Source organism: Paenibacillus sp. Paensp38, from assembly GCF_059491915.1.
Map to the genome: position 1 here is coordinate 3,720,002 of NZ_CP168516.1, position 12,797 is coordinate 3,732,798.

The window sequence follows — 12,797 nt, forward strand, 5'->3', positions numbered from 1 at the left end:
CTCCTACCTTTCTGCTATGAACTGAATGCCATCTAATCTCACCCATATGAGAGGCACTGAATTTCCTATTTGCACCTGTCCGCCAGACAACACTACTCCCCTTACCATAATGTCGGATGTCCCTGTATTCCCTGCGAGTGCAACGGCTACAGTTTGTTTAGGTCTATATCCAGCAGGTAGCATAAAAGCTACAATATCCCCAGTGGAAGATGGCTTAACTGAACCTTGAATTGTTACAAGACCATCCGATGATTTACGATACTCTACAGGTGAAGTTGGGTACTCCAAAGTTACACCATTAAGCAGAGTAGGCGTAAGAACTGCGGGATTGTCTTTGTCAGCCTTCTTGTTCTCCAGCACCGACACACGCGCCGTATTCTGTTGTACACTATCCACCAAGTCCGCAAGTAGCGTTTTTTCGTTGGCTGCGTAGCTACCTGTGAATGGTACGACTGGCGAAGGATCAAGCATAAGGTACGTAACACTGTACGGCTCTGTTGTTATCTGGCTACTTGACTTACGCAGTCTCTCAAGCCCATAGCTTTGATTATCTGGCGGATTTAAAGCTTCCCATCCGCTATCCTTGCGATTTCCCACATACACCGCTAAGAATTTGCTCACCCGATATTTAACGGCGGTACCGTAGTCGATACGGTTAATTTGTAAGTATGCATCCCCAACCAGAGAACTTGTGGGCTTAGTTGCTTCGCGTAACACGATCCCCGTGCCTACTTCAACCTGATTATCACCCTCGGTAAAGGAAAGTTTCCCCTCTGAAACGATAGGCTCCACGGTAGGCGTTGCAAGTTGGTATACGAGTTGGTACGGTGTGTACCCTGCATATGACTGTTGTGGTGCCGACGCTACAGGGTTTGCAGGCCCAACACGCGGAACGTAATACTTAGCACCAGTTCCGTTCCATGTCGCCGTTGTAGCGGCTTGGGCTTGTGTTGGCGTGAACGTGCCAGCATCATACACCTTGTATCCGAAAAAGTAGGCTTTGATGTCATTTTGGTCTGGCTGGTACCCATCTCCCCATCCGCTGTCCGCAACCGATATAGACAGACCCACAACACCAGCGGACGCACTTAAATGAGATTGATCCGCGGCAGAAGTAGGAAAAACATGCTGTACCAGTTTCCCATCAAACTTGGTGATTCGTTCTGTATCAGTTAATCCATTTGCGACAGGTAGCCTCACAACCTTATAATCTGTGCCCTTATCAAAGTACGTCCATGCTAAACTACCGTCTAGCGTAAGCCCTTGCCACTTTTTGGACTTGAAGTATTGCCCATCACGTTCATAGACTGTATCAGCATTAGCCCCTGTAACCGGATCGGCGTATAGGTCTGTTTGCAACGCTAACATTGAGTCTTCGCGCGGTTTGAATGGTTTGGCTGTGCTGCCGATGTTGAGCATAGGGTTTTCGAGCGTGTACGTACCAGCCTCTGTGTTCGTGGCGTAAATACGCACCCTCTTAGTCGTCGTCTTGGTCGTAAACGTAACTGTGACATCCCTATTTTCATTGTTTGTCGTGCTGTACACATTAGATTCAGTACCCAAATCATCTACCTCAACCACAGTTACGCGCCCGTTAACTTTAACACTAAAGGTGTAGGTCACTCCTGGACTAACAGCCACGTACGTATTTGATTGATCAACAGACACGGTAGCCGCCGTTTCCAACTTATACGGGTTCATCACTTTAGCTCTTTCGCCTAGCGTCCACTCGTAAAACGGTGGAATCAAGTTCTCTCCGTACCGTATCGCATATGGATTACGTACAGGCATTACACTATCGACATACGGATATTTAGCTGTGGCCTGTACTGGCGTAAGGCTTGCGGCTGCTGTATAATCTGCATCGCTGATCTCGTACACACGCACACTATCCATATTGAATATATTACCAACCGCGCCTGTGCCTGTGATGGTAACAACGTGAAAATAGTCCTTCGCCGTGAACCGTACAACAGACGGCGCAAAAACAGAGCCAGAAGTTACCTCGTTACCCACAGCACCAGCAATACCATTTATAGATATAGCCACCTTGCTGGTATTACCACTTTTCACGTCCGCTATTGCGATATATTTTCGTCCAGGTGTGGTCAAAAAACTTGCAGACGCAGTTGCAGACGCACTACCCAGCGTAATTTTAAATGAACTGCTGCCGTTGGTTTTGCTGTTAGAGTCTATTGCAATAGCTACGTTTGAGGACCATTCGCTCACTGTCTCGCAGCTACCCATCCGTCCCAACAAATTCACCAACGTACGCCCGCTCAGCCCCGTCAGCGAAAATGGCGCAGCCTTTTCCGCATGAACCATCTGCACCCCGGGTTCGAGAGTTACCGTCTTACGCTCTGTCGTATCCAAACGCTTCTTGATCTCATTTACACCGTCATTCACGTCACCCGCAAATTCATCTACAGAGCGCCAGTTTTCATCCAAATACTTCTCCAGATCAAAATACGTTGTTTTGGGCGATGTGCGGTCAATTTGATTTAAACCAAGATTCGGTGTTTTTTCACTTGCCATGTTATGCGCCACCTCCTAAATATCTATCCTGTGTTGTATGTTCATTTTCATAGAGGGTCATAGACTCCACTTCGGCAATGGTCAGGTAGCGTAATTTATACTCCACTGCCATGTGGGCGGGCTTGATCTCCTCAATGGTTGCTTTCAGGTCCTCCACGTTGGGCGGAATCCCGATGGTATCTATAAATTTGACCGTAAATCCCCATTCGGCAGGGTGAAAAATAACATCTACCGTACCTCCGTCATACGCCTCTGCTACATTTTTGACAAGCCGACCGGAAAAAGTTCCTGCCCCTCGCAGCTTCGACTCCACCACCGCACGCCGTTGGTCCAATGGCTTCGCCAGATCGGTTTCAATCCCCAACTCCATTTCCCAGCGTTCCAACCCCCATGTGGCGGTACGTACAAAAAACTGTCCCACCGTTGCATCCATTGCAAGATACAAGGCGTCCAATTCGCTTCCTTTAGCATCCATATCGGAACGCATCACGCGTGAGGTTTCGTAATAGGAAGGCAAATAGGAAAGCAGCTCACGTCCTCGCTCGCTGCTCATTTGGCCCACTGTATCTTCCGCTATCGTTACTCGATTAACCAAAGTGCCACTACGGTTTGCATGTTTTCCCTGGTCTGGGTTATTCAATAAATCGCCAAAACTGTTCGTTCCATTGTTACTCACTGACGCTCACCGTCCCCAGCACGGCTACCTGGCCTGAGCCAATCTCAATATTCTGATTGCTCTGTCCATTGATTTTCAGTTCAGAGAAATCAATAATAATCGGAATATCGAGCAAAACAGCAGAAATCCGGGTATACCGTACCAACGGGTCAACCTTGTAAAAGGCAAGCTGCTTCAAATACGTCCGCACACCGCTCTCGATGAGCTTTTTGATTTCATCCAGTGTGGACGGCTTCTCTTTGGTACGCTGTACCTTGACTGAGATGTTAATCTCCACTTCTGCTGCTGGCATGATCGTCACCACAGGGCCCGCTGGCGCCAGTCCTTCTCCTTGTCCATCCTGCGTCGGATCGATGTACTTCTGCACCGCAGCGACGATATCTGGGCTGGCTGCGCGTTTATCCGTATCCAGCACATATAACCCTACTGTTCCCGGTCCTTTCCAGAGCGGAACTACTTCCACGCCACCCACTCCAGCAATCTCATTCGCCCACTGAGTATACTGCGCCTTGTTGCCGCTTGTGCCCTGGTTCCGCACCTTGGCATAAAAACGCTCCAGCAACAGCTGGTCGCTCTCAACGTCTGTACCGCTTTTGGTTTGCTCCGTATTGATCACAGAGGCAACCCCGCTAATCGGAGTGGCCATCACCTGGATGACGCCCGCAGGTACATTACCGCTGCGCCCGGGGTTGACCGCCCGAATAGCCGCTTCCCCGGCACCTTGTTCATCCAGCGTGACCGAAGCCGTGGTCGCATACTCAATAGAAGCTTCCCCGGATACATCATCTGCCGGGGTCGCCACCAAGGTCCCCGCCGGGACAGTCGTTCCCGCTGTGCCCGTGAACGTAACCATACCTGAGGCCGCAACCGCTTCTCGCCGTGTCACCCCATGCTCTGCTGTCCGCAAATCCAGCTCCGGCGAACGAAAATCCGGGTTGTCGCTGGCTGCTGTGCTGGCAAAGCCCCGACGCAGCAGCTCCTGCGCCCAGATCGCCGCTTCCGAGAGCATGAATGCCACCGGCGCCTGCGCATCCCAAATAAAAGAGCCCTCGGACTTATCAATATCCGAAGGCACTTTTTCCAGCATTCGATTTAAAATTTCCTCTTCCGTCTGGTCTACCAAATATTCCGGCAAGTCTGCCATTAGATCACCACACTTTCCACAATTTCCGTTTCATCCCGCACGTTCGTAATCTGGCAGCTAAAATGGCACGCCTCGCCTTCCCAGCGAAACGTGAACTGATCCACACTAGCCGTACGTGCATCTGCTAGTAGCACCTCTGTGACCATGCGTTTAATTTCACTTTCCTGCACACCGTGCCCATAGCTGCTGCCAATGAGCTCCTCCAGCTCACTCCCATAGTCAGGTGAATAGATCACATGCCGGTAGCGAGGAGTGCGAATCGCTTTTTCACACCACTGTACCCACGCTTCCTTCTCCCCTGTAGTCACGATTTTACGACTAGGGCTCATAACAAACTCACCGGCTTCAAAATCAAACCGCCAGCTTCGCCCAAATACTGCGCGGTTATCCTCCAGTACATCCGGGTCGGTCATATCCGTGTCTGTCCAGATCACATCATCTGTTTCAGGAAATAAATTAGCCACGTCCACTCACCACCTTGCACACGACCACCACATCATTGCCGCTATTCACCCGAACCGCAAGTACACGATCTCCGGGCTTGAGTCCTTCGTTCAAACTGAGATTCACATCCTCCAGCTCGTCTTCCCCGATATAAAAGGAAGTTTTCAGCTCTTTGCCTTCCCAATTTTCCGGTTCCACTGCGGTTGAGGTGCCTTTATACATATGACGTGGTATAGATAGCTGCCCCGGTAGCTCGGCGACCAGATAATCCTGAAGCTCATGTTTAAAATCGTCCAGCTTGAGTCCCGTGGAGGTGATCGTGCCTAGTACCGCGCCCACTCCACTCAGCGCTTGCTTGGTGTGCTTATGAAATGAAGATTGCAGCGCAGTAGCCAAATGCCCGTAGGGGTCCTTATTCAAGGTAAAACCTCCTTTTTACATCGTCATACGTTCCGAGCTCCAGCGACATACTGCCGGGGTTGCCCAATTCCCTGCTCACTGAAATGACCAGTAGCTTTATGGAACCTAGCATCACTGCGTCTCCTGCTCGAATCGTGTTCATATCTGGTGCATTTACCGATATCGTTTGCTGTATGCCTCTCAGCTTACTTTTAGCCAGCTCACGGGCTGCTGCACCGGACTTGACCTCGTCATCCTGCACGATCACCTGAAGTGTCCCATATTTGGCAATGTCCTTTTCCTCAAGCGCCATCACCTTGGAAGGAACCTCATTACCTGTTTCACTAGCCGCCGTAGCCAGCACTTTCACCCTCGTAGCTGCACCTTCCAGCGTGCGGGACTGTGTCGTATCAGTCACTCTCTCCAAAACATACACGTCTTTGTTCGTTCCTAGCTCGTACAGCTCCAACCCGGAAGAAATCATCCGCGGATGATACAGCTTTCCCCCCGCCTTTGCCGTTTCGCGCAGATCTCCCAGCATCATAGAATAGATGGACTGTGTGCGGTATACGGCGCGTCCCAGCGTTTTTTTCGTATCTGGCAATGAAGCGATTTTCAACTTCCAGTCCCTAGCATACTTCTGAAAACGCTGAGTAGCCGTCTGCTTGGCAGGGAGTAAATATTCATCCTCTGACTTGTCCAAATACACTGTACGGTCATACAACGTCAGCGTCATACGTTTGAGCCCGTTGTTAGAGGTTTCCACTTCCCAAATCACGGCAGGGGACAACAAGGGAACATAATCTTTTTTACCATAAGGAATCCCGCTAACCCGAATGGACATCCCAGGGGAAATAGCGGGCATATCCGACGTAACGACTAGATTGACGGTTCCCTGATAGGCGATTTGTTCCAGCGAGTCCCTCAAATTAATGTTCTCCACAAGCGGCGACAAATCATATTTATCCTGTAAAATGACTTTATAGCTCATGACAACACCAGCTTTTGCCCCGGTTTAATTGCATTCGGATTTTGCCCAATAACCTTTTTGTTAAGCTGATAAATACGACTCCATTGCGAGCTATCCCCCAATTCGAGCTTGGCAATTTTGGACAAGGAATCCCCGGACTTAACCGTATATATTTTTTTCTTTTCTTTCATATCTGTGCGGGGCTTTTTGTTAACCGTAGCCGCCTTACTTCCTGTGCCACCAGCTTTTTTGGCAACTTTCATATCACTCCAGGTCCGCAGTGACAGATCAAAATTCACATCTCCATACTCGCCGCCGCGAAAGATCGAATTATGAGATGCCACAATTACTGGCACATTCACGGCTGTCTCCGTAATAATAAAACGTAGCGGGTTCTTAGATAACAAAAAGCCATTCAACGTGTTCATGGCCTCCTGCGGATCAGGAATATCTTTGTATGTGCAATACGCTGGATTGTATTCTTTCGGAAAAAAAGAAGAGAAGGAAATTTCCTTCACCTTCTCCCCTTGCGGGAAGTCAAACTCCCCATAGGATAAAATCGTCGTTGTATCAAACCCTTTTTGCCGTGAGATCGTCACTTCCTCAGGATTTACCGGAAACTGAAACTTTTTTCCTTTACCATCCGTCAAACTAAATTCCATCTCTTTCCTCCCTCCCCATTACTCCCATCTACCGTATTACTTAGCTACAGCGCCTACAGGCTTGGTGTTCTGCGTTGCACGCAGAATTTCAGCTTTGAGACGGTAGCCAATTTGCATAATAAGCCCATCCACATCCAGCTTGTTCTCATGTACAGTGACCTGTACAGCCCCCGCAGGAAGATTGAATTGGTTGGTGGTTTCCGTTTTAAAATCCTTCAAAAAGCCAGACAGTGTTCCCATTTGTTCAGGACTGATCTGTACTACTTGAGGTGTCGGATTACCATTACCATTACCTTTGCCTTTAGCTTTGGCTCCATTATTCGCATGAGCCGCAGTATTCAGTAGTGGGTTGGGATTGACTCCCTGGTTAGCTATAGCCATCGGTCCATAAGGATTAGGGACACCTTTTGCACCTGGTTGCTGAGGTCCATACATCACTTGAGAGCCGGGTGGTAACCCCGGAAATGGTGGCATAGGTGTTAACGGTTTGGTAGCCACAGCTACAGCAGGTTGAGGTGGTATAGCAGGTTTAGGTACTTCAGGCGGCTTCGCTGGGGCTTTCTTAGGTTCATCTTTTTTACCAAAAGAGAAGAAGTTAGAGATGCTATCACCAAAGGCTTCGCTCTTCTCAGAAAGCCATCCGGTTACTTTGGATGCCTTTTCCTTTATTTCAGAGCCATGGTCTGAAATCCAACCGCCCACTTTGCCCCCTAAAAAGTCACCTGCTAAACCGCCCACATATGAGCCAACAGCAGTGCCGACACCTGGAAGCAAAAATGTTCCAATTGCTCCGCCTACCGTACTCCCAACCGCCCCACCTACGGTGGAACCAATCGCTTGTGCGCGTTCCTTGCCCGGAGCTGCTGTAGCTATGCTTGCTGCATCTGCCAGAACCCCCAAAGGCCCACTAATGAACTTTTTGCTTACGCCCAGGCCCTTACTCACTTTTTCAACTAATCCGCTATCGCTCACCATATCTAGGACAGAAGAAGCATCTATATCTGTTCCACCCGTTAGCAAGTCGCCTGCAAAGCTAAGAATACCACCCGACTTGGAAGAGCGGCGATTACCAGGATTTCTCGGATGATTTCTTGGGCTTGGAACCCTTCGGGCAGGGTTAATCCGAGGATTGGATTCTGCTGAACCTCCAGCGTTTTGTCGTCCGCTTCTGTTTCCTTGTATCGAGTTCCGATCTCTAATATTAATTCTTGCTATCTCTCCGGCTCTTGAATTAAAATCTCTTTGACTACTCGAAGACCGACGACTACCGCCTCTATTACCAGATCTTCTACCCCCTGAACGTTTGTTCCTTCTTCCCGGGCTACTTGCGCCGCCACCGCCAAACCCGCCAGTAGATTTATCTGAGGTAACTTGAATTAATTTCTGAATTAATTCTTTAATCTCCGAAAGGTCTTTATTGCCTGAAGCGCCTTCAGCATTTCCTTCTGCAGCATCTTCTTTCTTATCTGGAAAAAAGAATTTTTTAAGTACTCCTTTTGCTCCGCCTTCCTTCCACGTTTGTCTGGTTTCCATAAAAGCGGCGGGCATCTTTTTAAACGTTTGAAGACTTAAATCTTCACCTGTAACCCCTTTGTACACTTCCTGGACAACCTTAGCAGGTTCATTATACTTTTGCAGTGCCTCAGCCCAAGCAGGAAGTTTACTTTCCTCTTCTGCTTTAGGTTTTGTACTATTTAGTATGTTTGAACCAGTGTTGCCTCTAACTGCCTTCGTGTTGTTCTCCAACGCTGTTATAAGACCACTAATGCCGTCGATGGACACACTACTGCTACTGCTTACCTTCAAATTCACACTGCCCGAGGCATTAATAATCTGGGATTTAACCCGGTTAATCTTGTTTAACAGATTATCCAAGCCTTTGGAAGCCATATCGTTCAGCACAATTTCCGGGGCCATGCGAGTGCGGCCGATTTTCAACACACGTCCTTGAATCCGCTCAAAATAACGTTCCATTGCGCGCAATTCTCTGTTCGCCTTAATGACGTTTTTAGGATCAATCACAAGGTTCATGCGGTAATTTAATGCTTCTGCCATCTATCATGTTCACCTCCTTGTTTATGCTTTTGAAGCTGCTATGCTATCCATTTCCTGTTCGGCAAACGCCAGCAGCAGCATACGCTCACCGCGGGGAAGCCGCCAAAAGTCTCCGGGGCGGAGGTGGTGCCGGACCCACAAGTGGTACAGCATCGTCGTCATTCCCCCGGAGCCGATTAGTTTTTTAAGTCGGCAATCTCAACGCCAAAACCGGACAGCTCCAGCACCTTATCTCCTACTGCATCCAATTCACCCGCCAGCAGCATACGGCGGACGGACTGTTCGCCACCGGACAGCTTCAAGCGGCTTGTAATCCGAGGATCGCCCCAACCGTTAAGGGACAAGCCCTTCACTTCCAGCTTTCCGGTAGCTTCTGAGATCAACAAGGCGTTGAACGTTTCAGTATCTACTTTTTCATCTACAGCCCCCTTCACGGTTCGGCGAATCGTGCAACGTTCACGAATGCTGTCCACTTTACTGGAGGTCAGGCCATGCAGCACAATTTTCATATCGAGGCGCTTGATACGAACCGTTTCTTCCGGTAGTTTTTCAGCGGCTTCAAACAGGCTGTCCAAAATTTGTTCTTCTGTCATATTCTCATTCAAGCTCATAAGTCATTCTCCCTTATTGTTTATTTGTATTTAGGGAACGGAACGCCTGACAGCATTCCATCCCCCGTTTTTCAATTTAGTTCGCTACAATCGGGTCCAGCAGCTCATAGCCTTCAAAGGTAAAGGTCGTTTCTTCCTGTACCTCTTCACCTGCTGTCCAGTTGGCCAGTTGGATTTTGTCAGGAGTGCAACGAATAAGACGAATACTTTCATGTCCGAAGGCTTCTGGATCATCCAATTTAGTAATAATCTCAAAACGGTTAAAACCGCGACGAATCATATCGGATGTGACCTTGTAGCCACTCATCGTTCCCGTTCCTTTTTTGATACCGCGCTTGTGCACCTTCCATTCGTTGCCCACGAGATTCAGCTCGCGTTTTTCCATCTCCACGCTGGCTTCCAGCTTATTGATATTCGTCTGCCACACCCCGTCCACATGCGCCTGACCAAACGTACCTAAAATAACTCTTGAAGCATCCAACATTTCTTTTTCCTCCTCAAAATAATCCTTAATATAGTTCGGGATTTCATAAAATCCTCGTTGTTAACAAGCTACTTCATTTCTGCCGATTGCCTACGAAATGCTTATACACGTAAAATGCTTATTTATTGCACGTAAAATGTGCCGAACAGCTGCTCCATCACGTCGGTGAGCTTCACGTTCCATTGCAGGAACACTTGATCCGGCTCCGGTTTGATGACTGGCGCATCGCCGTAGTAAGCCGGGTCGAGAATGACATCGTAGCCATCTGCTTCGATGACATTGCTCAGCGACAGCTGTGCCAAGTATTCTTTGATTGCACCGATAAGTGCCAGACGGCCTTCCACCGTATTGTTGATTTTGCCAATGTAAGTCTCTTCAGCTGCACGCTGCAAGTCAGCGTTAATAGCGTCCATGACACGGATGGAACGAATTTTCTTCCATGCGTTGTTTTGCCCGGCAGACGGGTTCACCAAGCTGTTGATCCCACGTAGCGCTTTGACCTGACGGCCGTCGAAGAACAGCAGGAAGACACCATTACGAACAGCCTGCTCCTGCTCAGAGCGTGTCCAGCGGCGGGTCACGTCCTCAAAAGGCGTAACCGCATATGTTGCCGATTGATTCAGACGTTGGCCTGCAATCAGTCCAGCTACATAAGCAGCCGTTTGAGCGGAACTGTAGTCCGTACCTGCCAGACGTACGCCTGTACCGACGTTCACGATGCCTTCATGGTTCAGCGCCAGGGAACGTGCAGAGGCCAAGCTAACAGCCGTTTTGGACACATCATCTGCCGCAGAACCGCCGAATACAGCGATTACGCCTTTACCTTCGCCCCGGACACGCTTGATCCAGGCAGCGAAGCTTTGCAGCAATGCCAGATCAGCTGCATAATCCAGAGCCAAGACATTAAATTCCTGCCCTTCAAGTGCCTCCTGCATCGCGATGTAATCGGCATTAACCAGCTTGCTATTGCCGCTGTTGCCGCCAGTGAGGTGTACGCCGCTGACATCCACCGGAATGCCGCCGTCGCCGACAACTTCGGCCTTCACCCATACATTTTCGCTGTTCTCGTTCATCGCCTTGGCGATAGAGGCAGCCGTACCGTCACTGCCTTTGTACGTGCCGAGCAGCTTGGTTCCTTCATAGAGGCGCACCTCACGAGCTTGCTCATCACCCAAAGTTGGCTGTACAGTTACAGCAAAACCATTACCGCGGCTACCTGTGTACAAAGCCTTCAGACGCAGCACATCCGCCGGGGTCGCACCGCCGCTTTTCAGCGTCACAGATGCTTCAGCAGCTGTATCATCTGCCAAACGGTAGGCTAAGAGCTTTTTCGGACCGCCCAGCAAAGCCAGATACAGCGTCGAATACGCGGTCGCACCGTCCAGACTGTCACCCGAAAAGATTTGGCTGATTGCCGTTTCACTGCCGATCTCTACAAACTCACGTACAGGGCCCCAATTCGCCTTAACGGGCACAACGACCGTACCACGCGACCCACCTTGAATCGCTGAAGCTGCTGCTGCCTGAAAATTCATATACAAACCCGGCAATACCGGTTTATTCGTGTTTTCCCATGTTCCGCCTGCCATAATTAGTCCACCTTCGCTTTCATAAATTGTTCGATTTTAGTGTGTGCTTCTGCTACCGTAAACAGCTTGTCCTGTGTGCCAAAAAAGGCGCCTGCCAGCACTTCTTCTTTCACGGAAAACAATGGTTCTGCGTGCTCCTTTAGCTCCTCCAGCGTATAGCGGGGGCCACTTGCTTTCTGCTCGGCATATACCAGGGTCTTCTCATGGTTTTCCAAGGTCACTCGGACCACCTCATTTCAAAATAGGATGAATTTCCACTCTGCGAATCAACGCCGCTTCCTCAGCCGGACGCATACGCCGCTGTACTAACATCAGCCGAAGCTGACCATCTAAAATGGCATCTGCCTGCAAATCGGCTGAAGCTTCAGCTGTAGACATATAACGGCCTTTGTCCTGATCCAGAGGAAGCTGGATTTGAGCGGCAAAGCCCTCGATCAGTGCGAAAGCTGCGCGGTTTTCCTCGGTGGTGTCCGGGGCGGTAATATGCCCGATGAACCGTTTGCGCAGCTCATACATGGAGGCTCCCGCCATCCTAGTTTCGCAGCCGCTCATCCGCCATAGTACCGCTTGCCGCCCCGGCTGTGCGGGCCATGCGTCGGCGTATACCGACCACGTTTCACCCAGTTGCTTCTGCGTCCAGCGGACCAGCGCGGCCAGCCACTCTTCCGGCTGTGTAGCACCGCTTGCTGGAACGGCCAAACCACCTTCCGTCTCAGGCACATACACGCCAAAACGAAGCGTTCTATAGGCCTTGCCCGTAACGGTGTCCAGCTTTTCTGCATCCCGCACGCCCAAATAGTGCGCGGTAAAAGCCGATGTATCCTCACCTGCACCTGTCACGGGTTCCCGGTGCAGCCCGGCAATCAGGGCATTCGCCCATACGTCAGCCTGCGCCAGTCCGGCTTGTCCTGCGTACAGCATGATGCGGACAACCTGCCGATAGCCGGCCCAGGAAGACTTCCAGATTTCCTCGCCCAGCGCCATAACAGCATACGGCTCCTCTGCCGTCTGCGACGGTGGCTGAACATCGTATACACGCCCTTGCAGCGCTGGAATAATTTCAATAAGCTTTTGCTTAAAGGCTTGTCTCATTCTGCGGCATGCCACCTTTGCGTACCCTGCGTTCGCATGTTGTGGCTATTCAGCCAGGCTTTTTTCCACTTCCGTGTTCTCATCCGGCGCAGCTCCATACTCATGCATTGCAGCATCCCTTGCTTAGGCAACACGA

15 protein-coding genes are annotated in these 12,797 nt (G+C 49.9%); all 15 read right to left on the minus strand.

The window, feature by feature from the left end; genetic code table 11:
* Window positions 1-3 precede the first annotated feature (3 nt).
* The gene (locus tag ACEN8J_RS16415; protein WP_495593726.1) at window positions 4-2,535 is read right to left on the minus strand and encodes a hypothetical protein; all 2,532 of its coding nucleotides are present in this window, start codon (window positions 2,533-2,535) and stop codon (window positions 4-6) included.
* Window position 2,536: 1 nt separating this feature from the next.
* Window positions 2,537-3,211, minus strand: coding sequence for a YmfQ family protein (locus tag ACEN8J_RS16420; protein ID WP_029516167.1), 675 nt, complete (start codon window positions 3,209-3,211; stop codon window positions 2,537-2,539).
* Window positions 3,204-4,355, minus strand: coding sequence for a baseplate J/gp47 family protein (locus ACEN8J_RS16425; protein ID WP_495593727.1), 1,152 nt, complete (start codon window positions 4,353-4,355; stop codon window positions 3,204-3,206). The genes ACEN8J_RS16420 and ACEN8J_RS16425 overlap by 8 nt, the downstream gene beginning before the upstream one ends.
* Complete coding sequence (locus tag ACEN8J_RS16430; protein WP_029516165.1) at window positions 4,355-4,819, minus strand: DUF2634 domain-containing protein; 465 nt, start codon at window positions 4,817-4,819, stop codon at window positions 4,355-4,357. Before ACEN8J_RS16430 ends, ACEN8J_RS16425 begins: the two co-directional genes overlap by 1 nt.
* The gene (locus ACEN8J_RS16435; RefSeq protein WP_318626992.1) at window positions 4,812-5,219 is read right to left on the minus strand and encodes a hypothetical protein; all 408 of its coding nucleotides are present in this window, start codon (window positions 5,217-5,219) and stop codon (window positions 4,812-4,814) included. The genes ACEN8J_RS16430 and ACEN8J_RS16435 overlap by 8 nt, the downstream gene beginning before the upstream one ends.
* Window positions 5,212-6,189, minus strand: a complete 978-nt coding sequence (locus ACEN8J_RS16440; RefSeq protein WP_029516164.1) for an XkdQ/YqbQ family protein — start codon at window positions 6,187-6,189, stop codon at window positions 5,212-5,214. The genes ACEN8J_RS16435 and ACEN8J_RS16440 overlap by 8 nt, the downstream gene beginning before the upstream one ends.
* The gene (locus ACEN8J_RS16445) at window positions 6,186-6,830 is read right to left on the minus strand and encodes a LysM peptidoglycan-binding domain-containing protein (RefSeq protein ID WP_029516163.1); all 645 of its coding nucleotides are present in this window, start codon (window positions 6,828-6,830) and stop codon (window positions 6,186-6,188) included. Before ACEN8J_RS16445 ends, ACEN8J_RS16440 begins: the two co-directional genes overlap by 4 nt.
* Window positions 6,831-6,866: 36 nt before the next feature.
* A complete protein-coding gene (locus ACEN8J_RS16450) occupies window positions 6,867-8,885 on the minus strand; it encodes a glycine zipper domain-containing protein (RefSeq protein WP_495593728.1) in 2,019 nt (672 codons plus the stop codon).
* Window positions 8,886-8,906: 21 nt separating this feature from the next.
* Window positions 8,907-9,038 (minus strand): hypothetical protein, encoded by a 132-nt coding sequence (locus ACEN8J_RS16455; protein WP_019686368.1) that lies wholly within the window; start codon window positions 9,036-9,038, stop codon window positions 8,907-8,909.
* Between the two features lie 23 nt (window positions 9,039-9,061).
* A complete protein-coding gene (locus ACEN8J_RS16460) occupies window positions 9,062-9,496 on the minus strand; it encodes a phage tail assembly chaperone (RefSeq protein ID WP_007429164.1) in 435 nt (144 codons plus the stop codon).
* Between the two features lie 76 nt (window positions 9,497-9,572).
* Window positions 9,573-9,980, minus strand: coding sequence for a phage tail tube protein (locus tag ACEN8J_RS16465; protein ID WP_069011551.1), 408 nt, complete (start codon window positions 9,978-9,980; stop codon window positions 9,573-9,575).
* A 122-nt stretch (window positions 9,981-10,102) separates the two neighbouring features.
* Window positions 10,103-11,569, minus strand: coding sequence for a phage tail sheath family protein (locus ACEN8J_RS16470; protein ID WP_029516160.1), 1,467 nt, complete (start codon window positions 11,567-11,569; stop codon window positions 10,103-10,105).
* Between the two features lie 2 nt (window positions 11,570-11,571).
* Window positions 11,572-11,790 carry a YqzN/YkzM domain-containing protein gene (locus tag ACEN8J_RS16475; RefSeq protein WP_029516159.1) on the minus strand — a complete coding sequence of 73 codons (219 nt, stop codon included), beginning with the start codon at window positions 11,788-11,790 and terminating at the stop codon, window positions 11,572-11,574.
* Between the two features lie 10 nt (window positions 11,791-11,800).
* Window positions 11,801-12,661, minus strand: coding sequence for a hypothetical protein (locus ACEN8J_RS16480; protein WP_029516158.1), 861 nt, complete (start codon window positions 12,659-12,661; stop codon window positions 11,801-11,803).
* The gene (locus tag ACEN8J_RS16485; protein ID WP_256026078.1) at window positions 12,658-12,792 is read right to left on the minus strand and encodes a hypothetical protein; all 135 of its coding nucleotides are present in this window, start codon (window positions 12,790-12,792) and stop codon (window positions 12,658-12,660) included. The genes ACEN8J_RS16480 and ACEN8J_RS16485 overlap by 4 nt, the downstream gene beginning before the upstream one ends.
* Window positions 12,793-12,797: the final 5 nt, after the last annotated feature.